This window comes from Ralstonia insidiosa, from assembly GCF_008801405.1.
GTDB classification, from domain to species: Bacteria; Pseudomonadota; Gammaproteobacteria; order Burkholderiales; family Burkholderiaceae; genus Ralstonia; species Ralstonia insidiosa.
Genome location: NZ_VZPV01000002.1, coordinates 768,279 through 790,233 on the forward strand (window position 1 = coordinate 768,279; position 21,955 = coordinate 790,233).

The 21,955-nt window shown below is 64.4% G+C and carries 21 protein-coding genes; 6 read left to right on the forward strand and 15 right to left on the reverse strand.

Going from position 1 to position 21,955, the window contains the following annotated elements; all coding sequences use genetic code 11:
• Nucleotides 1-30 precede the first annotated feature (30 nt).
• From F7R11_RS20245 to F7R11_RS20270, 6 genes are all read right to left on the reverse strand, one after another.
• Nucleotides 31-915, reverse strand: a complete 885-nt coding sequence (locus tag F7R11_RS20245; RefSeq protein ID WP_151180555.1) for an alpha/beta hydrolase — start codon at nt 913-915, stop codon at nt 31-33.
• Nucleotides 905-1,606 (reverse strand): ABC transporter ATP-binding protein, encoded by a 702-nt coding sequence (locus F7R11_RS20250; RefSeq protein WP_197495075.1) that lies wholly within the window; start codon nt 1,604-1,606, stop codon nt 905-907. The genes F7R11_RS20245 and F7R11_RS20250 overlap by 11 nt, the downstream gene beginning before the upstream one ends.
• A 10-nt stretch (nt 1,607-1,616) precedes the next feature.
• Nucleotides 1,617-2,405 (reverse strand): ABC transporter ATP-binding protein, encoded by a 789-nt coding sequence (locus F7R11_RS20255; protein ID WP_064808369.1) that lies wholly within the window; start codon nt 2,403-2,405, stop codon nt 1,617-1,619.
• Nucleotides 2,402-3,292, reverse strand: a complete 891-nt coding sequence (locus tag F7R11_RS20260; RefSeq protein WP_231973416.1) for a branched-chain amino acid ABC transporter permease — start codon at nt 3,290-3,292, stop codon at nt 2,402-2,404. The genes F7R11_RS20255 and F7R11_RS20260 overlap by 4 nt, the downstream gene beginning before the upstream one ends.
• A gap of 124 nt (nt 3,293-3,416) precedes the next feature.
• On the reverse strand, nt 3,417-4,337 hold the full coding sequence (locus F7R11_RS20265; RefSeq protein ID WP_104577589.1) for a branched-chain amino acid ABC transporter permease: 921 nt from the start codon (nt 4,335-4,337) through the stop codon (nt 3,417-3,419).
• Nucleotides 4,338-4,438: 101 nt separating this feature from the next.
• On the reverse strand, nt 4,439-5,605 hold the full coding sequence (locus F7R11_RS20270; RefSeq protein ID WP_064808364.1) for an ABC transporter substrate-binding protein: 1,167 nt from the start codon (nt 5,603-5,605) through the stop codon (nt 4,439-4,441).
• Between the two features lie 516 nt (nt 5,606-6,121).
• On the opposite strand from F7R11_RS20270, the gene F7R11_RS20275 reads away from it, so the two are divergent.
• The 3 genes from F7R11_RS20275 (at nt 6,122) to F7R11_RS20285 (ending at nt 9,808) form a co-directional block, all read left to right on the forward strand.
• Entirely contained in the window at nt 6,122-6,865 is a 744-nt protein-coding gene (locus F7R11_RS20275; RefSeq protein WP_064808362.1) for a response regulator transcription factor, read from the forward strand.
• Between the two features lie 3 nt (nt 6,866-6,868).
• Complete coding sequence (locus F7R11_RS20280) at nt 6,869-8,185, forward strand: sensor histidine kinase (protein WP_021193310.1); 1,317 nt, start codon at nt 6,869-6,871, stop codon at nt 8,183-8,185.
• A 150-nt stretch (nt 8,186-8,335) separates the two neighbouring features.
• Nucleotides 8,336-9,808, forward strand: a complete 1,473-nt coding sequence (locus tag F7R11_RS20285; protein WP_064808360.1) for a DegQ family serine endoprotease — start codon at nt 8,336-8,338, stop codon at nt 9,806-9,808.
• Nucleotides 9,809-10,248: 440 nt separating this feature from the next.
• On the opposite strand, the gene F7R11_RS20295 is transcribed toward F7R11_RS20285, so the two are convergent.
• The 3 genes from F7R11_RS20295 to leuC all read right to left on the reverse strand — a co-directional run bounded on the left by F7R11_RS20295 (nt 10,249) and on the right by leuC (nt 13,728).
• Nucleotides 10,249-11,568, reverse strand: a complete 1,320-nt coding sequence (locus F7R11_RS20295) for a 2-hydroxycarboxylate transporter family protein (RefSeq protein ID WP_064808358.1) — start codon at nt 11,566-11,568, stop codon at nt 10,249-10,251.
• Nucleotides 11,569-11,666: 98 nt separating this feature from the next.
• On the reverse strand, nt 11,667-12,329 hold the full coding sequence (gene leuD, locus F7R11_RS20300; protein WP_064808356.1) for a 3-isopropylmalate dehydratase small subunit: 663 nt from the start codon (nt 12,327-12,329) through the stop codon (nt 11,667-11,669).
• On the reverse strand, nt 12,322-13,728 hold the full coding sequence (gene leuC, locus F7R11_RS20305; RefSeq protein ID WP_064808354.1) for a 3-isopropylmalate dehydratase large subunit: 1,407 nt from the start codon (nt 13,726-13,728) through the stop codon (nt 12,322-12,324). Before leuC ends, leuD begins: the two co-directional genes overlap by 8 nt.
• Before the next feature lie 127 nt (nt 13,729-13,855).
• Between leuC and F7R11_RS20310 the strand changes: the two genes are divergently transcribed.
• Nucleotides 13,856-14,776 (forward strand): LysR family transcriptional regulator, encoded by a 921-nt coding sequence (locus tag F7R11_RS20310; RefSeq protein WP_064808352.1) that lies wholly within the window; start codon nt 13,856-13,858, stop codon nt 14,774-14,776.
• A 139-nt stretch (nt 14,777-14,915) separates the two neighbouring features.
• On the opposite strand, the gene F7R11_RS20315 is transcribed toward F7R11_RS20310, so the two are convergent.
• The gene (locus F7R11_RS20315; protein ID WP_064808350.1) at nt 14,916-15,395 is read right to left on the reverse strand and encodes a VOC family protein; all 480 of its coding nucleotides are present in this window, start codon (nt 15,393-15,395) and stop codon (nt 14,916-14,918) included.
• A 205-nt stretch (nt 15,396-15,600) separates the two neighbouring features.
• Nucleotides 15,601-16,101 (reverse strand): hypothetical protein, encoded by a 501-nt coding sequence (locus tag F7R11_RS20320; RefSeq protein WP_151180556.1) that lies wholly within the window; start codon nt 16,099-16,101, stop codon nt 15,601-15,603.
• A 240-nt stretch (nt 16,102-16,341) separates the two neighbouring features.
• On the opposite strand from F7R11_RS20320, the gene F7R11_RS20325 reads away from it, so the two are divergent.
• Together F7R11_RS20325 and F7R11_RS20330 are read left to right on the forward strand one after the other, a co-directional pair.
• On the forward strand, nt 16,342-16,686 hold the full coding sequence (locus tag F7R11_RS20325) for an ArsR/SmtB family transcription factor (RefSeq protein WP_064808346.1): 345 nt from the start codon (nt 16,342-16,344) through the stop codon (nt 16,684-16,686).
• Nucleotides 16,676-17,188, forward strand: a complete 513-nt coding sequence (locus F7R11_RS20330; RefSeq protein ID WP_064808344.1) for an SRPBCC domain-containing protein — start codon at nt 16,676-16,678, stop codon at nt 17,186-17,188. The genes F7R11_RS20325 and F7R11_RS20330 overlap by 11 nt, the downstream gene beginning before the upstream one ends.
• 74 nt (nt 17,189-17,262) lie before the next feature.
• Here F7R11_RS20330 and F7R11_RS20335 read toward each other — a convergent pair whose 3' ends face one another.
• The 4 genes from F7R11_RS20335 to F7R11_RS20350 form a co-directional block, all read right to left on the reverse strand.
• Nucleotides 17,263-18,033, reverse strand: a complete 771-nt coding sequence (locus F7R11_RS20335) for a class I SAM-dependent methyltransferase (protein ID WP_167317180.1) — start codon at nt 18,031-18,033, stop codon at nt 17,263-17,265.
• Entirely contained in the window at nt 18,020-19,045 is a 1,026-nt protein-coding gene (locus tag F7R11_RS20340; protein ID WP_064808340.1) for an aminotransferase class I/II-fold pyridoxal phosphate-dependent enzyme, read from the reverse strand. Before F7R11_RS20340 ends, F7R11_RS20335 begins: the two co-directional genes overlap by 14 nt.
• Nucleotides 19,042-20,376 carry a radical SAM protein gene (locus tag F7R11_RS20345; protein ID WP_064808338.1) on the reverse strand — a complete coding sequence of 445 codons (1,335 nt, stop codon included), beginning with the start codon at nt 20,374-20,376 and terminating at the stop codon, nt 19,042-19,044. The genes F7R11_RS20340 and F7R11_RS20345 overlap by 4 nt, the downstream gene beginning before the upstream one ends.
• A 93-nt stretch (nt 20,377-20,469) precedes the next feature.
• Nucleotides 20,470-21,903 carry a nicotinate phosphoribosyltransferase gene (locus tag F7R11_RS20350; RefSeq protein ID WP_064808336.1) on the reverse strand — a complete coding sequence of 478 codons (1,434 nt, stop codon included), beginning with the start codon at nt 21,901-21,903 and terminating at the stop codon, nt 20,470-20,472.
• Nucleotides 21,904-21,955 lie beyond the last annotated feature (52 nt).

Genomic DNA, 21,955 nt, shown 5'->3' on the forward strand with positions numbered 1-21,955 from the left:
CAAGCGTTGTGCATGCTTGCCGGCGCGGCCCTACGCGCGACAGACATCGATCAATTCCAGCGATGCCTCGAACAACGGTGACTGCGGTTGCGCGAAGGCTTCGCACAGGCTCAGGTGATCGTCCGCCGGCATGTCGACCGCACCGCGCCAGCCATCGGACCAGGCATCGGCAAGCAGCGCCAGTTGGCGTTTGAACTCGCTGCTTTCCTGGCCGCCCACGGCGCCGATCAGCGGGGTGTTCGCCACCGGCATCTGGTGGATCGGGCTCAAGGTCGCAATGCGCTCCGGCGTGAAATGGAGGTCGTTGTGCAAGACCGGCACCTGCGCCAGCGGCGCAAGGTCGGCCAGCGGCGACAGCGCAATGCCGCCTGCCAGCAGCCGTGCCGGCAGGGCTGCATCCAACGCAGGCCAGTCGGTCGCAATGGCCATGCACGTCAGGTGCCCGCCCGCCGAGTGGCCCGACACGACCATGCGGCGGCGATCGATGCCGTAGGTGTCTGCCTGGCTGTACAGCCAGGCGATGGCCCGACGCGTCTGGTCGACGATGGTCTCCAGCGTCGTGGCCGGAGCCAGGCCGTAGTTGACGACGGCCACGGACACGCCGCGCTGCACGTAAGCGGGAGCGACCCAGGCGAAATCGTCCTTGTGCAGGCGCCGCCAGAAGCCACCGTGCAGGAAGACCAGCAGGGGTGCGTTGTGCGTGGCCGGTGCGGCGCAGAACAGGTCGAGCTGTTCCGCTTCGCCCGGCCCGTATGGCAGGTTGTAGTGACCGGGCAGCCGGTTCGGCCCGTCGCGCAGCGCGCGGGAGCGCTCGGTCCACGACGACAGGGTCGATGCAAAGGCCGGCACGAAGGCCGAGACATCGTATTCGCGCGCCAGGTCCACCGCCGGCGCATGCATCGGTTCAGACGCCAAGATAGCGCTCCCACAGGTCGGGCTGCGCCGCCAGGCGGGCGTTGTCGCCCGTCCACGGCACGTGGCCTTTTTCAATGAAGACGTGGTGGTCGGCCACGCGCTGGATTTCCTTCAGGTACTTGTCGATCACTAGGATGGTTTGGCCGGCGGCCTTCAGGCGGGCCAGCACGTTCCAGATCTCGCGGCGGATCAGTGGCGAGATGCCCTCGGTCGCCTCGTCCAGGATCAGCAGATGCGGGTTGGTCATCAATGCACGGCCGATGGCCAGCATCTGCTGCTCGCCGCCGGACAATTCGTTGCCCATGTTGTCGCTGCGCTCTTTCAGGCGCGGGAACAGGGCGTGGATGCGGTCGAGGTTCCAAGGGTCTGCACTGCCGCTGCGGTTGCCGGCAAAGGCGGCGAGGTTTTCGCGCACAGTCAGGTTCGGAAAGATCTGCCGGCCTTCCGGCACCAGCGCAATACCCATCTGCGCGATGCGTTCGGTGGAGCGGCCGTTGATGCGCTCGCCGCGGAAGCGGATCTCGCCGCGCCAGGCGGGCAGCAGGTTGAACAGCACCTTGAGCGTGGTGGTCTTGCCCATGCCGTTGCGGCCGAGCAGGGTGGTTACCTGGCCGGCGCGCAGTTCGAAATCCATGCCGAACAGCACCTGGCTCTGGCCGTAGCCGGATTCCACGTGTTCAAACGAAAGCAGGGCGCTCATCTCAGATCACTATCGTGTGGGTGGCAGGCGCCTCGTCGGCGGTGTCGCTGTCGTTGCCGAGGTAGGCCTGGATGACGGCCGGATTGGCACGGATGTCTGCCGGCGCACCCGTGGCGATGACGTGGCCGGCGACCAGCACCGAAATCCGGTCGGCCAGGCGGAACACCGCATCCATGTCGTGCTCGACCAGCACGATGGTGTACGTGCCGCGCAGCGCCTGAATCAAATCGGCCATGCGCTGGGATTCCTCCGGATCGGTGCCGGCCATCGGCTCGTCCAGCAGCAGCACGGCCGGTTGGCAGGCCAGCGCCATGCCCATTTCCAGCGCGCGCTGCTTGCCGTGCGAGAGCGTGCCGACCACACGGTCCAGCGCATCGCTCAGTCCGACGACGTGGGCGATCTCCTGCGCGGCGGCGTCCAACTCCGATTCACCGGCCACCACGCCCAGCACGTCGAAGGAGTGGCCCGTGCGTGCCTGCGCGGCGAGCGCGAGGTTCTCGCGCACCGTCAGGCGGGCAAACAGCGTCGTGATCTGGTACGAGCGCGCGATGCCCGCCGCCACGCGCTGATGCACGCGCTGGCGCGTGACGTCGTTGCCGCGGAACAGGATGCGGCCGCTGTCGGAGGCCAGTTCGCCCGACAGTTGCGCCAACAGCGTGGTTTTGCCGGCGCCGTTCGGGCCGATCAGCGCATGGACCTCGCCGGCGGCGATTTCCAGATTGCAGTCGTTGGTGGCCGCCAACCCACCAAAGCGCTTGAAGAGATGATCAACCTGCAGGATCGGGCTCATTGCGCACCTCCGCGGCGCAGCGCAGCGGCTATGCGGCCGCGCAGGCTCATGACGCCGTTGGGCGCCACCATCACGATCAACAGCAGCAGCGCGCCGAGCACGAGGTTCCAGTGTTCGGTGTGCGAGGAGATGACCTCTTCCAGCAGCAGGAAGATGGCCGCGCCCGCAACGCCGCCCCAGAAATAGCCCGAGCCGCCCAGGATCACCATGACCATCAACAGGCCCGACTGGTGCCACGTGAGCGTATGCGGCGTGACGCCCAGGCTCAGGTTGGCCAGCAGTGCACCGGCCAGTCCTGCCAGCCCACCCGAGAGCGTGAAGGCCATCAGCTTGAGCCGGTAGACGGGGTAGCCGATGGCCGCCATGCGCCGTTCGTTCTCGCGGATGGCGACCAGCGCGCGGCCGAAGCGCGAGGCGACCAGGCGGTAGAGCAGGGCGAAGGCCAGCCCTGCGATGAAGAGGACGAAGTAGTAGAAGGCCACGTCGTCACCCAGCGACAGGCCGGGCACATTCAGGCGGGTCGTCAACTGCAGGCCGTCGTCGCCGCCCAGCACCGGCAGCGACACCGTCAGCAGGTACAGCAACTGCGCAAAGGCCAGCGTGATCATGATGAAGTAGACGCCACTCGTGCGCAGGCTGGCCGCCCCGATCAGGAAGGCCGCCAGCGCGGCGACAGCCACGCCGGCCGGCACCGCCAGCCAGGCCGCCTGCACGCCCTGGTTCATCAGGAATGCCACGGTGTAGGCGCCGGTGCCGAGGAACGCCGCATGCCCGAGGCTGATCATGCCGCCGTACCCAAGCGCCAGATTGAGCGCACTGGCAGCCAGCGCCAGGATCAGGATGCGTGCGCCGAGCGTGATGTAGAAATCCGCGCCGATACCACGCATCAGCAGCGGGTACAGCGCCAGGCCGACCACCACGGCCAGCGCGGTCCAGCCGCCGGGCAGGCCGGCCGTCAGCGGTGTGTCGGCGGGGCGCAGGTTCAGCAGAGACGGTTGTTGCGACATGCTCTTACCCCCGCGCCGGAAAGAGGCCCTTGGGCCGGAAGAACAGGATGCCCACCATCAGCAGGCTGACCAGCATGGAGGCGAGCGTGGCGCCCAGCGTGGCCGCCTCTGACACCGCAAGCGCCTTGAGCAGCGTGGTCATCACCAGCCGGCCCAGCGTGTCGATCATGCCCACCAGCAGCGCCCCGACCAGCGCGCCGCGCATCGACCCGATGCCGCCGATCACGATCACTTCGAAGGCCGGGATCAAGATCGATTCGCCCATGCCGATCGACACCGACAGCAGTGGCCCCAGCAGCGCCCCCGCCAGCGCACACAACGCGGCGCCCAGCGCAAAGACAAAGGTGAACAGCGGCTGGATGCGAACGCCCATGGTGGCCGCCATGGGCGGGTTGGAAGCGCCCGCCCGGATCCACATGCCGAGCCGAGTCTTGTTGACCAGCACATACAGCCCCACCGCCACCGCCACGCCCACGGCGATGATCACCAGGCGGTAGAGCGGGTACTGCAGATCGTCGCCCAGCAGATTGACGGAGCCCGAGAGGCTGTCGGGCATGCCGATCATCAGCGGTTGCGCGCCGAAGAGCATCTTCGTGGCCTCGTTGGCGATCAGGATCAGCGCAAAGGTGGCGAGCACCTGCGACAGATGCGGCATGCGCTGCAGCCGCTGGTAGAGCACCTTCTCCAGCAGCGCGCCCAACAGCGCAGTGGCCACGATCGCCAGCAGCAGCGCGCCGAAGAAGTGGTGCACGAGCTGGTAGAACGCAGCCGCCAGGAAGGCGCCGATCATGTACAGCGAGCCATGGGCCAGGTTGATCAGGTCCATGATGCCGAACACGAGCGTCAGCCCCGCCGCCAGCAGGAACAGCATCAGCCCGTACTGCAGCCCGTTGAGGAATTGTTCAAGGATCAGTGCCAGCATGATGAAACCGCAGGGAAGCGCAGAGGCGTGAGGCCATCCAGGAGGGCCGCCCCGCGTGGCGCGAAGCGGCATCGGCATCGGTATAACGTCGGTGGTCCGTCCGCCTACTGCATCTTGCACTCGCCCACGTAGGTGTCGGCCAGCTTGTCGGCCACCTTGCCGATGTACTTGTTGCTGACGCTGCCGTCGGCGCTCTTCACGATCTCGCGCAGGTAGTAGGCCTGCTCCGGATAGTGGTTAGGGCCGAAGCGGTATTCGCCGCGCGTGGTGGGCGCCTTGACGGTTTCCAGGGCTTTGCGCAGCGCGGCCTTGTTGTCGAGCTTGCCGCCCACCTGCTTGACGGCTGCGTCGATCAGCAGGGCGGCGTCGTAGCCCTGCGATGCATACAGCGTCGGCAGGCGGCCATATTCCTTCTGGAAATCGGCAACGAACTGCTTGTTGGTGGGGTTGTCCATCTCGCGATACCAGTGCGAGGTGTTGTAGATGCCTTCCATGGCCGGGCCCACGGCCTTCACGACATCCTCGTCGGCGGAGAAGCCGGGCGCGTACAGCGGCGTCTTCTTGAGCAGGCCGGACTGCGCATATTGCTTGATGAAGTTGACGCCCATCGCGCCGGGCAGGAACACGTACAGCGCATCGGCATTGGCCGCGCGGATCTGCGCGATCTCGGCCGCGTAGTCGAGCTGGCCGAGTTTGGTCATGATCTCGTCGGCCACCGTGCCCTTGTAGTAGCGCTTCACGCCCGCCAGCGCGTCCTTGCCGCCCGGGTAGTTGGGCGCCAGCAGCACGGCCTTCTTGATGCCCTTGTCCTGCATGTACTTGCCCATCGCCTCGTGCAGGTTGTCGTTCTGCCAGGCCACGTTGAAGAAGTAGGGATTGCACTGCGCGCCCGCGTACTGGCTGGGCCCGGCGTTGGCCGAGACATAGAAGGTTTGCGTGTTGAAGAACGCCGGTCCCACGGCCAGCATGATGTTGGAGAAGACGATGCCGGTGCCGATGTCGACCTTGTCCTTCTTGATGAAGCGCTCGGCAATCTGCTTGCCCGTCTCGGGGTTCTGCGCGTCGTCGGCGATCAGCACGTCGGCCGGCAGGCCGCCCAGTTTCTTGTCCAGCCGCTTGAGCGCCAGGTTGAAGCCGTCCCGGATGTCGATGCCCAGGCTCGCGCCGGGGCCCGACAGCGTGGTCATCATGCCGACCTTGATGCCGTCGGCGGCCGTGGCGCCCGCGGCCAATGTAGATAGCGCCGCGGCAAGAACGAGTGGCTTGAACATGGGGTCTCCTCGGTATTGGGGTGGATACGGCTTGGGGTGCTGCTGGCGGTGCGGCTCATGCGTGCGGCGCGAGATGAAGCGGGCGGTCGGCCGCATACCCTTCGCCTGGTGTGCGGGCTGGGGCGGGGCGCGTCCGGGTACGGTCGCGCCAGGCTGCGCAGGGCCCGGCGGTGTGATGCCGGCTGCAAATGGTTTGAGTATGATTAATTTAGGTATGAACTATTTAAGCTGTCAATTGCCGCCGACTCGGGGTTTTCACGGCCCCTGCCGGTGCGGGAAGGCGGGCTTGTACGCCCTGCCACCCGTGTGCGATATGCGCAAAAAAGCCCATGACGATTGGGTTTGCGCGGGATGCATACGGCGTTGTTGCGGCACGGCAAACGCCCAGCGGGCTGGGCGTAGACGGTGCGTCTCTTTCGGATGAAGGGGTAAACCAGAGGGGCCGTCGGGCCTTCATCGGGCAATCCCGATGGCGGTCTTACAATGAGCCTTCCCCGGCTCATCATCTTTCTTGTCATGCGCGTACTGCTAGTCGAAGACGACGACATGATTGGCGACAGCGTGCGCAAGGGTTTGCGCCACGACGGTTTCGCCATCGATTGGGTGCGCGATGGCGACGCCGCCGTGCAGGCGGTCATCGCCCCCGGTGCTGCCGGCGCTGACCCCGGCACCTCCATGTTCGACCTGATGCTGCTTGACCTCGGCCTGCCCAAGCGCGACGGGCTGGAGGTGGTGCGCGAGGTGCGCCAGCGTGGCATCGCCATCCCCATCCTGATCCTGACCGCGCGCGACGCGGTGGCCGACCGTGTGGCCGGCCTCAACGCGGGGGCAGACGACTACCTCGTCAAGCCGTTCGACCTGCAGGAATTGGCTGCACGCATGCATGCCTTGCTGCGCCGCCAGGGCGGTCGTGCTGATCCGCTCATGCGCCACGGAGAGGTGCTGCTCAACCCCGTCACGCGTGAGGTGCTGCGTGCGGGGCTGCCAGTCAAGCTGTCGGGGCGCGAGTTTGCCGTGTTGCATGCACTGCTCGCGCGGCCGGGCAAGGTGTGGTCGATCGCGCAGTTGCAGGACAACCTTTATGGCTGGGATGAGGAGGTCGGCAGCAACACGGTGGAGGTCTACATCCACGCGTTGCGCAAGAAACTTGGCAGCCACTTCATCCAGAACATCCGCGGCGTGGGGTACGTCATTCCCCGCGAGACCTCTGTGTCGCCAACGTCTCCTGCGGAACCAGCCGACGGCAAAGACCACCAATAGCACATGCAATCGATTCGAAAAACTCTGCTGTGGTGGCTGGCCGGCGGTCTGCTGGCGGCTATCGTAGTGGCCACCGGCCTGATCTACGCGCAGGCGCGCCAGGAAGCCAACGCATTGTTCGACTACCAGATGCAGCAGGTGGCCGCCGCGTTGCCGAGCCAGTGGATCGACCCGCCGCCGCCAGCACTGGCCGCCATCGCCGGGGACGACGATGTCGTGATCCGCATCTGGGACGACACCGGCCGCAGCCTCTACCTTTCGCACGCGCGTCCTGATTTGCCCGCCCGCGCGGCGCTCGGCTTCTCTGATGTACGCACGCCCGAGGGTCCGTGGCGGGTCTACAGCGTGGCCTATGGGCCGGCTGTTGTGCAGATCGCCCAGCCGTATAGCGCACGGCACGAAGTGGCCGCCCGCATGGCGCTGCGCACCGTGGCGCCGCTGCTGATCCTGCTGCCGCTGCTGGGCTGGATCGTGTGGCTGGCGGTGGGGCGCGGGCTGGCGCCGCTGGGCTCGGTCGCCAAGCAAGTGCAGGCGCGCGATGCCGCTGCGTTGTCGCCGCTGCCCACGCAGGGTTTGCCGGATGAGATTCGCCCGCTCACCAACGCGTTGAACGATCTGCTGGCCCGTCTGGGTGCGGCACTCGCGCATCAGCGTGCCTTCGTTGCGGATGCCGCGCATGCGCTGCGCACGCCGCTGGCCGCGCTCAAGCTGCAGCTGCAGGTGGCTGACCGTGCGCAGGATGAGGATGAGCGTCGCGCCGCGCATGCCGATCTGCATCGCGGCGTGGAGCGGATGATTCGCCTCGTGGGCCAGCTCCTGACGCTAGCGCGGCAGGAGCCCGGCGCGGCAGATACGCAGCGCGCGCCGGTTGCGCTCGATGCGGTGGCGGCTGATGTGGTGGCCGAGCTGTCGCCGGCGGCCATGCACAAGGGCATCGACCTCGGTATCGCCATGGAGTCGCAGCCCGCTTCAGTCACGGGCAACGGCGATGCGCTGCGCGTGCTGCTGGTCAACCTGGTCGACAACGCGCTCAACTACTGCCCGCGCGGCGCGCGGGTGGACGTATCGACGGGCCATGCGCCTGACGGCGGTGCACAGCTCGTGGTGGAAGACAACGGCCCCGGCATTCCCGCTGAAGAGCGCGAGCGTGTGCTCGACCGCTTCTACCGTCCCGCGCAGGCACCCACCGGCGGCAGCGGACTGGGTTTGGCGATCGTGCGCGAGATTGCACAGGGGCACGATGCCACGTTGGCGCTGGAGGAACGAGAGGGCGGCGGTTTGCGTGTGGTGCTGCGCTTTCCGTTCAAGGCGGCCGCCTAGCCGCTACCCTCCAGAAATACTTTGTTGCATGTGATGCCCGAGCATTTAAGTCTCGATTAAGTCTGCGTGCCTACGATGTTGGCAACCGATGGGCACGACAGGCGACCTTGTCAGTCGTGGCCCGCGTACCAAGCACGAGAGGACACGACAATGACGCGTCAAACCCTGACCCGCAGCGCGGCTGGCCTGGCCGCTGTGATGGCCGTTGCAGGTGGCTATGCCTATCTGCAGAAGGACATGATCTCGCATGCGGTGGCCGCACCGCTGGCGCCAGTGACTGCGCAGGCTGCAGCGGGTGCCCCGATCGCGGTGGCTGCACCGGTGGACTTCTCCGGCATCGTCGAGCGCTATGGTCCGGCGGTGGTCAACATCAGCACCACTGCACACGCGCAACGCACCAGTATGCAAGGCCTGCCGCCCGGCATGAGCCCGGACGACCCGTTTGCCGAATTCTTCAAGCGCTTCATGCCGCAGGTGCCGCAGCAGCGCGGCGACCAGATCGTGCGCGGGCTGGGCTCGGGCTTCATCGTCTCGGCCGATGGGCTGATCCTCACCAACGCCCACGTGGTGGATGGCGCGCAAGAGGTCAACGTCAAGCTGACCGACCGCCGCGAGTTCAAGGCCAAGGTGCTGGGCGTGGACAAGCAATCCGACGTGGCGGTACTGCGCATCTCGGCCACCAACCTGCCCGTGGTGCAGATCGGCAACCCGGCCAATACCAAGGTGGGTGAGCCGGTGGCGGCCATCGGCTCGCCGTACGGTTTTGATAACACGGTGACGGCGGGCATCGTGAGCGCCAAATCGCGTTCATTGCCAGACGATACGTATGTGCCCTTCATCCAGACGGATGTGGCCGTGAACCCCGGCAACTCGGGCGGCCCGCTGTTCAACGTGCGTGGCGAGGTGATCGGCATCAACTCGCAGATCTACAGCCAGACCGGCGGTTACCAGGGCCTGTCGTTTGCCATCCCGATTGATGTGGCGATGAAGGTGGAACAGCAGCTCGTGTCCACCGGCAAGGTCACGCGCGGTCGCCTGGGCATTGCCGTGCAGGAGGTCAATCAGTCGCTGGCCGATTCCTTCAAGCTGCCCAGGCCTGAAGGCGCGCTCGTCAACTCGGTGGAGGCCGATGGCCCGGCCGCCAAGGCGGGCCTGCAGACCGGTGACGTGATCCTGCAGATTAACGGTGCCCGCATCGACCACTCGGGCGACCTGCCGGAACAGGTTGCCGAGATCAAGCCAGGCACGACCGTGCCGATGCAAATCATCCGCCAGGGCAAGCCGACCACGCTGTCAGTCACCGTGGGTGCCGCCAAGGATGCGAAGGTGGCGGCCAACGAAAAGGCGACGCCTGACCAAGGCCGCCTGGGCCTGGCCGTGCGTCCGCTGCAACCGGAAGAGAAGCGTCAGAGCGGTCTGCCCGGCGGGCTGGTGGTGATGGATGCGACGGGGCCTGCGGCCAAGGTTGGTATTCAGCCGGGTGATGTGATTCTGTCGCTCAACGGTACGCCGGTGTCTTCTGCGCAGGAGCTGCGCACGCTGGTGGATCGCGCTGGCAAGCATGTTGCGCTGCTGGTGCAGCGGGACGATACGAAGATTTTCGTGCCGCTGGATTTGGGCTGAACTCACTCCCCAACACGCTTGAGACGCTTCTCCCGGGATGGCCGGTCTTGATGGACTGGCCATTTTCGTTGTTTGGTCAAGGGCTTGCCTTTCTTTCGCTCGATCGAGAGCAGCATGGCAACCCGCGCCGGTACTGGTTGGATGACAAAGTGGCGCGGGTTCGGACGGGCCGCCATTTCCGCATATGGAACGGCCTCGAGGTCGGTCAGGGTGGGCTGTAGCTGTACCTATTTCTCTCTCGGGATGTCGCGTGTGGTTTTGGATTCGCTGTGCCCGGATGGCAACGCGCTTTGCAATGTCGCCATGGCCTTTCTTGATCAGGGCTTGCAGCAGGTGCGCGATGAGACCGCCCGTATGCGGTTCACGAGCCGCGCGGGTGGCCCGATGAAGAACTTCACAGCGGGCACGCCGCGCAAGCGTGGGTTTGGAATCCTTGCCCGTCAGTGCAGCACCTTGAGCAGAAGCGTCGCGCAGACAATCATGGCCGCCCCGCCGATGCGCGTTGAAATCTGCGCGAACGGCATCAGCCCCATGCGGTTGGATGCCGAGAGGATGGCCACATCGCCCGTGCCGCCCAGCCCGCTGTGGCACGCGGTGACGATGCCCGATTCCACCGGATACATCCCCAGCCATTTGCCGACGAGAAAGCCCGAGCCGACCAGCGCCAGCACCGTCGCCGCGCAGATCGCAAAGTAGCCCGGCGTGAAGGCGGCCACCAGCTCCTTCCACGACACAAACAGTGCGCCCAGGCCGACCAGGATGGCGAACGTCAGGTTGGTCGAAACGAACCGGTACATCTGGTGGGCGCCCAGTTCCATCTTTTGCGGCAGCACCTTTGACACCTTCAGCAGCGCCGCGCTGATGATCATCAGGATCGGCCCCGGAATGCCCGTGAACTGCGCGAGCAGCGCGCCGAAGATGAAGAACGCGCAACTGATCATCAGCCCGGCGCCCATGAGGCTCAGGTTGATGGGCACATCGGTGTGGCTGTTGCTGAGCAGGTCGGCATCCTTGCCGGATTTGACCAGATCGCCATTGCCGCTGAGGTGCGGGCGTTTCTCACCCAGCGTCTTGAGTACACCGCTCGCCAGGATGGCGACCACGTTGCCGAGCAGCGCGGCCGGCACCAGCATGGCGATCAGTTCCGCCTGCGGCCGGCCCAGGATTTCTGAGTAGCCGATCGACAGCGGCAGGATGCCTTCGCCAATGCCGCCCCCAACGATGGGGATGACGATGAAGAAGAACGTGTGCTTCGGGTCATAGCCGAAGAACAACCCGACGGTGATGCCCGCCACCACGGCCGCCAGCGTGCCCACCAGCAGTGGAATGAACATGCGCATGAACCCCTGCACCAGCACCCGGTGGCTCATGCCAAGAATGCTGCCTGCCACCAGGCACGCGATGTACAGATACTGCAGATTGGCCGTCTTCATGGTGGTGGTCAGCGCCTTCATCATCTCCGGGTCGATCACCTTGTAGCCGACCAGTGCTGAGGGCACGAACAGGCACAGGATGGCTGCGCCGCCAATGTGTTTGAACACCGGCAGCCGCGCGCCGATCTCGCCCAGCAGGAAGCCGAGCAGCATGAGCACCGCCAAGCCGCCGATCATGTCGTTGGGCAGCTTCTTGTTGATCGCGGCCAGCACGGTGATGGCCGCGATCGTCACATACACGGGCAGCGGCAGCGGTCCGATCTTGGTGTCGACGAGCGTGCGCCATAGGCCGGTGCGCGTGTCTTGCGCCTGGATGGATGCTTCCATGGTTGTCTCCTGGTTTGACGCGCGGCGAGCCTCGTCTTGAGCGAGGTGGTGGAGCGCCGGTGCAATGTGTGAATGTTGAAGCGCGTGCCGGGCAAGCCTCAGAGGCTGCTGCCCGGTGTCATTGCGGCAAGGCGCGCGCGCGTGGTGGCGGCAACGTCGCGCAGCCAGGGGCGTGTTTTCCAGTGCGCTTGCTGGAAGGCGTCGATCTCGGCCCAGCGCGCCAGCGTGGCGCCGATCATGTCCAGGCCATGCAGGAACATGTGGCGATGGCGCCCGGACAACGAGAACGTTGCCGCAACGCTGTGGCTGCGCACGGTCATCGTTTCCACATCGATGGCGATGCGGCTGGTGGCCGGGTTGGATACGTCGGCCAGGATGCGCTCGACAACTGCCGCATCGAGCATCACCAGCAGCAAGCGGTTGTTCATCGCGTTGCTGTAGAAGATCTCGCCAAAACTTGGCGCGATGACGGCCCGGATACCGAACTGCTGCAGACCCCACACGGCGTGCTCGCGGCTGGAGCCGCAGCCGAAGTTGCTGCCGCCCACCAGAATGGAAGCGCCTGCATACGCCGGCTGGTTGAGAACGAATTCGCTGCGCGGCTGGTGATCGGCGTCGTAGCGCAGGTCATAGAGCAGGCCCTTGTCGAGACCGGACTTGTCGATGCCGCGCAGGAACTGCTTGGGCATGATCTGATCGGTGTCGAGGTTGGGCGTGGGCAGCGGCGCGGCGATGCCTTCGATGCGTGGGTTGTCAGACATGGGCGGCCTCGGCTTGCTGTGCTTGCAGTTGACGGACGTCGGTGATGCAGCCGGTGATGGCTGCCGCGGCGGCCATGGCAGGGCTCATCAGGTGTGTGATGCCACCGCGCCCCTGGCGCCCTTCGAAGTTGCGGTTGGTGGTGGACGCGCAGCGCTCACCGGGGGCGAGAAAATCGTCGTTCATGGCCAGGCACATCGAACAGCCCGGCTGGCGCCATTCAAAGCCGCTGGCCTTGAGCACCTCGGCAATCCCTTCCTGCTCGGCCTGGCGACGCACCGCACCCGAGCCGGGCACGACCATCGCGCGCACACCCGGCGCCACCTTGTGACCGCGCACGATGGCCGCGACGGCGCGCAGGTCTTCAATGCGCGCGTTCGTGCACGAGCCGATGAACACGCGCTGCACGGGCACGCCTTCGATGGCGGTACCGGCTTGCAGGCCCGTGTAGCGCAACGCTTGGGCGGAGGCTGCGTCCGGCTGCGGGATCGTGCCCGTCACGGGGATCGCCTGATCGGGGCTCGTGCCCCAGGTCACGTACGGTGCAACGTCGCGCGCGTCGAAGCGGTGCTCGGCATCGAACTGCGCATCGGCATCGCTGAACAGCTGGCGCCAGTCGGCTAGCGCAGCACTGGCGTGCGTGTGTGCCACATCACGCGCATGTTCGAGCACGTAGCGCGTGGCCTTGGCGTCCGGCGCAATGAGCGCCCCGCGTGCCCCGGCTTCCACCGCCATGTTGCACAGGGTCATGCGTGCTTCCATGGAGAGCGCCGCAATCGCGCTGCCCATGAACTCGACCACGTAACCACGCGCACCCTGTGCACCGACGCGGCTGATGATGTGCAGGATCAGGTCTTTGGCGGTGGTGCCGACGGGCAGTTCGCCGTCCACGCGAATGCGCATGTCTTGCGCGAGCCGGTAGACCAGCGTTTGCGTGGCCAGCACGTGCTCGACCTCCGACGTGCCGATGCCAAACCCCAGCGCGCCGAATGCACCGTAGGTGGTGGTGTGGCTGTCTCCGCAGAGCACCACCATGCCCGGGCGGATCATGCCCAGCTCCGGCGCGATCACGTGCTCGATGCCCTGCAGCGCGTCGTTCGTGTCGAACAGGACGATGCCGTGCTCGCCGCAGTTCTTCGCCAGGTTGGACGCCTGCAGCGCCGATGCCGGGTCTTGAATGACGCGCACCCGCACCGGGTGTGTGGGGATGATGTGGTCCACCACGGCCATCTGCTGGCCCGGCACGGCGACCGCGCGGCCAGCTTCTGCCAAGCCAGCAAAGGCTTGCGGGCTGGTGTACTCGTTCATGATGTGCAGGTCTGCGTAGAGCAGTACGTTCTGCGCATCGAGCTGGGCAACCGTGTGTGACTCCACCAGCTTCTGATACAGCGTCTTTGCCATGCTTCCTCCAATTCGGGTGGCCGGTCGTATTGATTGGGCCCGGCCCACCGGTGAACTGGAGTGTAGATATGCAGAAGCGTTTTATAATTGGCGTCAAAATTTATCTATTCTTCATTTCAATTGAATAATGGATCGCGTATCGGATCTGGAGTTTTTCACCCAGCTGGTCAAGCAGGGCTCGCTGGCCGCGCTGGCGCGCGAGCTTGGCGTGACGCCGCCGGCCATCACCGCGCGTCTGGCGCAACTGGAGAAACGGCTGGGCGTGCGGCTGCTCAACCGCACCACGCGCCGGCTGAGCGTCACCCACGAAGGCGAGATCTACCTGGCCACCGGTGCGCGGCTGCTTGAAGAGCTGCAGGAACTGGAGCAGACCGTCTCCAGCAGCCGGGGCACCCCCAAAGGGCTGCTGCGGGTGAATGCGACGTTCGGGTTCGGGCGCCGGCATATCGCGCAGGCCGTGGTGGAATTTGCGCGGCGCTATCCCGAGGTGGAAGTGCAGCTTGAGTTGACGGACCGGTCCGTCAACCTAGCGGACAAGGCGTTCGACATCGGCATCTGGTTCGGCACGGTGCCGGACTCGCGCATGGTGGCGCGCAGGATCGTCAGCAACCGCCGGCTGCTGTGTGCGTCGCCCGAGTATCTTAAACGCGCGGGCGTGCCGCAGGTGCCGCGCGATCTGCAATCACATCAGTGCATCGTGCTGCGCGAAAGCGACGCCGCCTACGGCACGTGGTACCTCACGCGCGCCAGCAAGCAGGAGACCATCAAGGTGCGCGGCGCGCTCAGCACCAATGACGGCGAAACCGGTGTGCTGTGGGCGCTGGCCGGCTACGGGATCCTGATGCGCTCCGAGTGGGACATCCACGAGTACGTGCGCGCGGGGCGCCTGGTGCCCGTGCTGGCCGACTGGGCATTGCCCGCGGCCGACATCTTTGCGGTGTATCCGGAGCGCGCCAACCTATCGGCCAAGGTGAGCGCATTCATCGACTTTCTGACGGACTGGTTTGGGCAAGAGGCGGCATGGGTGGAGGCCCGACACCGCGTATGAGGAAGCCCCTGCATCACGCCAGTTTTCGCGCGCCTTGCGCGTTGTGCTCCGCTTCCAGATGCATCTGCAGCACCGCATCGCGCTTTCCCAGCAGGAAGCGGCGCAGGATGCCCATCCCCACACAACTTGAGGAAAGGCGTTAGCCCCGCCGTGCCGCTTCGATCGCGGCGATGTCGATCTTGCCCATCGTCATCATCGCGTCGAAGGCGCGCTTGGCTGCTGCACGGTCGGGGTCGCCGATTGCTGCGATGAGCGCCCGCGGGGTGATCTGCCACGAGATGCCCCAGCGGTCTTTGCACCAGCCGCAGGCGCTTTCCTGGCCGCCGTTGCTGACGATCGCATTCCACAGGCGGTCGGTTTCGGCCTGGTCGTCCGTGGCGATCTGAAAGGAGAAGGCCTCGTTGTGCTGGAAGGCCGGGCCGCCGTTCAGCCCCAGGCAGGGAATGCCGGCCACGGTGAACTCCACCGTCAGCACATTGCCCTGCTTGCCCGCGGGGTAGTCGCCCGGTGCGCGGTGGATAGCCTGCACTGCGCTGTCGGGAAAGGTCTCCGCATAGAAGTTGGCAGCATCCACCGCATCGTTGTTGAACCAGAGACAGATCGTGTTCTTGCTGGGCATGTGGGTCTCCTGAAGAATCGGGCATGGGCGTCCGCTGGTTCCAACCGACTTCAACCCGAGCTTTTTGCACGGCGCCTCAGCGTGCGGCGTGTCGTGAATGGCCGGCATCGGTTGACACCATCCAGTGACGAACGACAAACGGTCTCGTATGACCGTTCAACGTTCAACATCATCGGACCTCCGGTGGCTCCTGGTGTGAGCCCCGTTACTTGGCAGCGTTGGGGCGTGCTGCTAGGGGGAGCACCTGGTGGATGCGGCCCGACGGGGAAATTTTGAATGTCTTTGTTTCTGGCACCGAAGGACAGCACATTGAATCCTTGGGGCCCAGCGATCGGCCCTTCACCTCAATGGTTCCGCTTGAAATTCTGACGCCGGTGTCGGTCATGCGGCCTTTTCCTCCGACTTCAACGGGCGGTGTGATCTTTTGGTTGGCAAGCACAACCATGTAGCGCACCCAGTTGTTCGAGCACGTGCCAGGTTGCGCTTGCGGATCTTGCGCAGCGCATGCGCCTTCGGCGGTGTAGATCGCCACGGTGATGCCGTGTTCGGTTTTCACCGTCCGGGCATCGCAATACTCGGTAGCCCGTAGCGCGATCATGTGTTGTTGAATCGCCTTCTCAATCTTGGCAGGCGCAGCAGGACACCCCCCAGCTAGCACGTCAAGCGAAAGCACAAGGAGCGAGAGCATCGCGATGAGGCGTTTCATTGCGTGCCCCCATCGATTGAGCGGCGAGGTGTCCATTCTTGGTTTGGCATACAAGCCGCAATTTTGACGCCGAACCCAACTGACCTACCAGCAATCGATGGCGCGGGTTCATTCTTGCGAGGTGCCGAGAGCCGCAGCCGCATCGTTGGCCCTGTGAAAGACGTTGAATACGTGCCCATGGGTTTTCTCCAGCATCGCATCATGTTGCAGTGAAAAATCATCGAGAGTATAGTTAGCCAAATGGATAACAATGCAATTGCGCTAGACGCGATCTTTCATGCGCTTGCAGACCCGACGCGCAGGGCTGTTGTTCATCGGCTCGGTAGCGGGCCCGCAACGGTGAGTGAGCTGGCAGAGCCATTCGACATGGCCCTGCCGTCGTTCATGAAACACGTGCGGGTACTGGAAATGACCGGGTTGATCCGTTCCAGCAAGAGCGGCCGAATCCGGACGTGCGTGCTTGAACAAGAGAAGCTGGATGCCGCAGAGCGCTGGTTTGCTGACCAGCGCGCGACCTGGGCAAGCCGGTATCGCAACCTGGACAACCTCTTAGAAGAGCTGAAGGGAGAAGGTGATGAACGCTAAGCTTCAATTCGATTTTCTCGTCGACAAGGAAAAGAGCCGCATCACCGTGAAGAAGGCATTCGCGGCGAAGCGCCAGCTCGTGTGGGATTGCCACACGAAGCCTGAATTGCTCGATCGATGGTTTGCACCCAAGCCCTTGACCACCAAGACCAAGCACATGGAGTTCAAGGCTGGAGGCTATTGGCACTACGGCATGACCACCCCTGACGGCCAGACGTTCTGGAGCCGCCTGGACTATCAATCCATCAACCCGATCGACGGCTACACGGCCCTGGACGGTTTCAGCGACGAGACCGGCGTTGTGAATCCGGACATGCCCAGGGCGCGTTGGGATGTCACCTTCACCGAAGCAAAGGAAACGACGCTGGTGACGACTGTTGTGGTCTATAACTCGCCGGAAGATGTGCAGAAGGTCATCGACATGGGGTTGAAGGACGGCATGACCTCCACCCTTGAGCGACTCGACGAGCTTCTGCTGGTCATCGGTGCAGCAGAGGCCTAGGCGTCAGGTGTGTGCAGGCCTTTCGGGCCAGGCGCATTGAACTTCCGTATCGCTGCGCTTGGCCGGGGCGTATGTCAGGCGGCACGGCAGAACAGAATCTGCTTGGGCGAGTGCGTTGTAAACGGCGACCTGTCGTAGCCTCCCAAACGCCGAGCGACGTCGAATCCGTTGAGCCGGCACAGCGCCAGCAGCTCTTCCGGGAAAAAGCAGCGCATGCTGACCTGTTTGGTCCGGATGCATTCGCCGTGACGCAGGTAATAGAGCTCGAATCTCAGGATCTGGCTGGCCGTGTCGTAGTGCGAAGTCGCCTCGACGCGGATTTCCCTTCCCTCGGCGTCAACCATCGACTTGTGCAGATAGCGGGTATCGGCCGACCGTGCCAGCTTGCGGATGTCCGGATTGAACACATCGAGGATCAGCGTGCCGCCCGGCGCCAGCACGCGCTTTGCGGAACCCAGAAACGCGCTGACCGAATCCAGGTCGTGCAGATGCTGCATGGCATTGGTGGCCGAGAAGATCAGCGAGAAGCGCCGTTCTGACTGGATCGCCCGGCAGTCCTGCTCAAGCCAGGTCACATCCAGCCCTTCGGCCTGCGATTTCTGGCGTGCCCGATCCAGCATGGATCGCATGACGTCCAGCCCCGTGACGTCAACGCCGGCTCGCGCAATGGGCAGCGTGATGCGGCCAGTGCCGCAGGCCACTTCCAGTACGGGGCCATCGGCCTGTTTGGCCTGCTCGATGAAGAAGCTGGCGTCGTGCGCTCGGTTGGCGAATTCCTGATCGTAGAAATCGGCGTCTTCGTAGACGGCCATGTCGGCAAGCGGCGTCATGTCAGGTTGATGCATGGTGTTGTGGAGCAAAGCCATCGGACAGGCTGGTCAGGATGCTGCCGTTCCAGCCTTCGGCGCCGAACGCGCTTGCCGGGATGGCCAGCAGGCCGTAGTCATTCAGGAGTTGCTCCGCACTGAACGGCACGGGAAAGAGGTAGCAACCGGGCGCACTGTTGGCTGGTGCGACCAGCCGTACATCGCGAACTGTTTGGGGCAATCGCTCGGCAAGGCTGCGTGCACGTGCCTGAAGCGCGTCGACCACCCGCGCCGGGCAGTCTGCCGCTGCAGACAGGAAGTGATGCGCGAGCTGCAGTTGCATGGCAGATGGGGGATCTTCGCGGAAATCGGTTTCGAACCCAGCACAGTCTTCACCCACCAGCGCCACGCCGAATGTCTGCGGTGTGAGCCAGCCCTTGGTGGCCGAGTGCAGCAGAATCGCGCGCTCGGTCTGCAGCAGTTTCATCGTTGTGGGATGAAACGGCGCGCCCAGGTCGTAGACGCAGTCGATCAGCAGGCGCCGGCCGGGCGCTGCGTTGACCCACGCCAGCAGGGCCGCGCATTCCTCATCGTTCAGGAATCGCCCCAGCGGTTTGAGCGGGTTCGCGATGAGGAGAAACTCGGGGCCGTCGGTCCCCCCAACTGTGGGAAAGCTTGGCGTTGGCAGCGTCGGAAACAGTTGAGGCACGATGCCCGCTGACTCGGCCAACGTCTGGTAGACCGGGTAGACATCACCCGGCAACCATAGGTGGGCACCCTCCGCAGACAGCCGCCTGAAGATCAATTGCAGAGCGTGCCGCACCCCTCGACACACGAGCGCCTGGCGCGAACGCCCGGCATCAAAGCCATACCGTTGAAGCCACGCTCGCGCGAGATCGCAACGGTGTACCCGCTGCGGTGTTTCCGATGGATCAAGACGCGGTTGCAGCGGGGCGAGCGTGCTGTATAGATTCGTTTCGGCGCAATCCACCACGTCAGGCATCGTACGAAGGCAGGCCTCGCGCCAGAGTTTGAACGCTGCGAAATTCATGTCGGGGTCCCTAGGGTGAGTTCGCTCGCGCGGTCTTCCAGTGATGCAAAGCAGCGGCCGTCAGCCATCACGTTCCAGCTTCGGGCAATGCCATGCGAGCGTTCCCAGTACAGGCTTGGTTCGGTATAAGCGGCAATGCGCATCGGTCGGCCAGCCCATTTGCCGGCGAAGACCGGCGCGCCCCACGGCAGCCGATGTTCAACCGAAAAACCTTCGCGTGCAGCGAAGCTGGTCACAAGCGAAAGCGGTATCTGGTGATGCCGACTCCAATCGTTTGCCGCGCGATCGAAGTACATCGATTCCGTGCTGGTTGAAACGTAGAGCTCCTTGAAGCAGATCTCTTCAACGCCCTGGTCTGCCGCCCAGGTCAGATAGCGCTCGAGCGTCTCTTCATCTTCTACCCCGCCATCCTGCAGAACGCAGATGAACCGCAAGCGCAGATTTGGCCACAGGTGGCGATGCTCGCGCCAGGTGCCAACCAGTGCTTCGATTGGCGTGCGCAGCTTCATGATGCGTTCGTTGTGCTGCGCATCGAAGTGATGGCGAGAGAGGGACAGCACGCTGAGCCCCGCGTCGTGCAGGGCGCGCAAGCGCGCGATTCGCTCGGCTTGCGCTAGCGTCGCAAACGCGTGCCCGTTGGAGATCAGCACCACCTTGCTGAATCGCTCCGCGCAGCAGGCAATGAGTTTTTCCAGGTGTACAAAAGGCAGCAGCGTTGGTTCGCCGCCACCGGTGATCACGGCACGCTCAGCGCCATGCGCAGCCGCCTTGTCCAGCCATGCGCCAAGCGTGTCCCAGTCCGGCCGGTATGCCGCCTGGTCGCTGGAGATCGACGCCTTGGAAAAGCAGAATGCACACTTGGCCTGGCAACCCTGCGCAATGGGCAGGATGGACAGGGTGCGCGGCCGCAGTGTCGCAAATTCTTGAAACTGCCCGCTCAACAGTCGCAGCGACGCTGCCGTCATGTCCTCGATCACCGTGCGGCGCCATGCCATGCCGCCGTCCTTGGGCTCCAGGTCATACAGTGCGCTGAGCCTGATGTGGTCTGCGTGAATGAAGACCCCGCGTCCGGTGGCCGTGTTTTCCTGGATGAGCGCCGGATCGACCTGGGTTTCCAGCAAGATCAACCGGTTGCCAGGAATTGCCAGCTTCTCAAGCAACTGCGAAGCCTTCTGGTACCCGATGTCGAGGTCGCCACGCTCCAGCAGATAGAAGCGGTCGGGATAGGTGCTTTCAGGAATGCGGGCCTTCGCATAGCAATGCGAGTACTTGTCGAATGCCCGTGCGAAGTTGGACAGCACGGTCACGTGATAGAGCTTCTTCTCGATCATGATCGGAATCCGTTTCTTGATGCTTCTGCGTCTGCCGCGGCGGAGCCACGTAAAGGTCGTCCGGGTCGCGGCAGGCGCGCTACAGCCTTGTACTCAGACGTCGTGTGTTTGGGCGCGGGCGCGTACGTCATTCAGCGACACATCGATCTGCAGCTTGCCGCTGTCGAACACCGTTTCGAGCGCTTCCACCCAATCGCTCTCGACGCGGCGGTCGTCCCAGGCCAGCGGGAGCGTCGTGGTTTGGTAGGCGCCGGTCTGGCGATTGCGCAGCAAGGTCAGGCGCCCTTGCTTGGAGCGCTTGCCGGCATCCGTGACCGGGTCCTTGCAGACATCGCGCCAGACATCGTCCACCTTGACCGCCGAGCACTTCATGGCAAAGCGCTGTGTGTCGCGGTTCAGTTGCTGCAGCAGCGCGCCGCCCATGCCGAACACGATGTTGTCTGCTGCGTAGCCGGCGGCTTCCATTGCAGCCAGGATGGCTTCGATGGATTCCGCATTGACGCCATCGCCCTGGATCACACGCACATGGTTGAGCACGCGATATCCCTTGCCGTTGACCATCGAGCCGAAGGCTTCGTCCAGCGCGCGCAGGGTCTGCATCACGATGGTCTGCGGGTCGCCGGAGTCTGGGCGAATGACCAACGTGGCACCGGAGTCAATGACGGCCTGCCGGAGTTCCGTACCCCACATGCGCAGCGCCGCAAACAGGTCATACGAGTCCGACACCACCGAGACGATTGCCCCCGGCTTGCCGAACTGCCGCAGCATGTTGCGATACGCATCGCCTTCACCGTCCCGGCCCCAGGCCGTGATGGTGCTGTGCTCGGCCGCCGGCACCGAGAATGCTGCCATGGGCGCGTTGTAGTAGGCGTTGGCCGCCACCACGCCCAGCACGGTGTCTGAACCCATGAAGCTCACCAGGTGTGCGGCACCGCCAATGGCCGAGGATTCCGCGCTCGACACGCCGCGCGCGCCAAAGTCGTGCACCTTGAACGGCAGTTGCGAAATGTCGTCGCTGTTGCGCTCCAGGTAGCGGCGCACGAGCTGCCGCAACTGCCAGCTCTGCGTGGCCACCGTCACCGGATACCACACGCGCAGCAGCATCGTTTCGATATACGAGGTCAGCCAGAATACCTGCGGGTCGTCGCATTCCACGGTCACGAGCACGTTGTGCGTGGGCACCACCGAACCTTCCGGCACCGCACGGATACGCACCGGCAGATAGCCGCCATAGGCCTCGACGATATAGCGCCAGCCGGCTTCATTGAATGGTTCACCGTGTGCAGCGAAGAAGGCGCGGGCCTCGTCGATCATCGCCGTGGTGATGGGCTGGCTCAGGTATTCCTTGAGCAGCATCTGCAGCCCGAAGAACAGCGTGCTGTCATAGCGCCCGCCGCGCGACTCGATGTACGAGAACATCGCCGAGGTGCCCGGCGGGTACTGCAGGTAGTGGGAAGCCTTGTACGAATCCGTGTTGAGGATCGGATTGGACAGGATGGACGACAGGCGACGCAGGTCGTTTTGCATGGCTAGAGCTCCTCTATGCCGTTGGGTGGCCGCCGGGTCTGTCCCAGCGGGT

What these genes read in the sequence shown, in the direction of transcription:
- F7R11_RS20255 (WP_064808369.1), bottom strand. Translation starts at nt 2,405, where the DNA reads ATGAGCCCGATCCTGCAGGTTGATCATCTCTTCAAGCGCTTTGGTGGG.
- F7R11_RS20260 (WP_231973416.1), bottom strand. Translation starts at nt 3,292, where the DNA reads ATGCGTGGTATCGGCGCGGATTTCTACATCACGCTCGGCGCACGCATC.
- F7R11_RS20270 (WP_064808364.1), bottom strand. Translation starts at nt 5,605, where the DNA reads ATGTTCAAGCCACTCGTTCTTGCCGCGGCGCTATCTACATTGGCCGCG.
- F7R11_RS20275 (WP_064808362.1), top strand. Translation starts at nt 6,122, where the DNA reads ATGCGCGTACTGCTAGTCGAAGACGACGACATGATTGGCGACAGCGTG.
- F7R11_RS20280 (WP_021193310.1), top strand. Translation starts at nt 6,869, where the DNA reads ATGCAATCGATTCGAAAAACTCTGCTGTGGTGGCTGGCCGGCGGTCTG.
- F7R11_RS20285 (WP_064808360.1), top strand. Translation starts at nt 8,336, where the DNA reads ATGACGCGTCAAACCCTGACCCGCAGCGCGGCTGGCCTGGCCGCTGTG.
- F7R11_RS20295 (WP_064808358.1), bottom strand. Translation starts at nt 11,568, where the DNA reads ATGGAAGCATCCATCCAGGCGCAAGACACGCGCACCGGCCTATGGCGC.
- leuD (WP_064808356.1), bottom strand. Translation starts at nt 12,329, where the DNA reads ATGTCTGACAACCCACGCATCGAAGGCATCGCCGCGCCGCTGCCCACG.
- leuC (WP_064808354.1), bottom strand. Translation starts at nt 13,728, where the DNA reads ATGGCAAAGACGCTGTATCAGAAGCTGGTGGAGTCACACACGGTTGCC.
- F7R11_RS20310 (WP_064808352.1), top strand. Translation starts at nt 13,856, where the DNA reads ATGGATCGCGTATCGGATCTGGAGTTTTTCACCCAGCTGGTCAAGCAG.
- F7R11_RS20315 (WP_064808350.1), bottom strand. Translation starts at nt 15,395, where the DNA reads ATGCCCAGCAAGAACACGATCTGTCTCTGGTTCAACAACGATGCGGTG.
- F7R11_RS20320 (WP_151180556.1), bottom strand. Translation starts at nt 16,101, where the DNA reads ATGAAACGCCTCATCGCGATGCTCTCGCTCCTTGTGCTTTCGCTTGAC.
- F7R11_RS20325 (WP_064808346.1), top strand. Translation starts at nt 16,342, where the DNA reads ATGGATAACAATGCAATTGCGCTAGACGCGATCTTTCATGCGCTTGCA.
- F7R11_RS20330 (WP_064808344.1), top strand. Translation starts at nt 16,676, where the DNA reads ATGAACGCTAAGCTTCAATTCGATTTTCTCGTCGACAAGGAAAAGAGC.
- F7R11_RS20335 (WP_167317180.1), bottom strand. Translation starts at nt 18,033, where the DNA reads ATGCATCAACCTGACATGACGCCGCTTGCCGACATGGCCGTCTACGAA.
- F7R11_RS20340 (WP_064808340.1), bottom strand. Translation starts at nt 19,045, where the DNA reads ATGAATTTCGCAGCGTTCAAACTCTGGCGCGAGGCCTGCCTTCGTACG.
- F7R11_RS20345 (WP_064808338.1), bottom strand. Translation starts at nt 20,376, where the DNA reads ATGATCGAGAAGAAGCTCTATCACGTGACCGTGCTGTCCAACTTCGCA.
- F7R11_RS20350 (WP_064808336.1), bottom strand. Translation starts at nt 21,903, where the DNA reads ATGCAAAACGACCTGCGTCGCCTGTCGTCCATCCTGTCCAATCCGATC.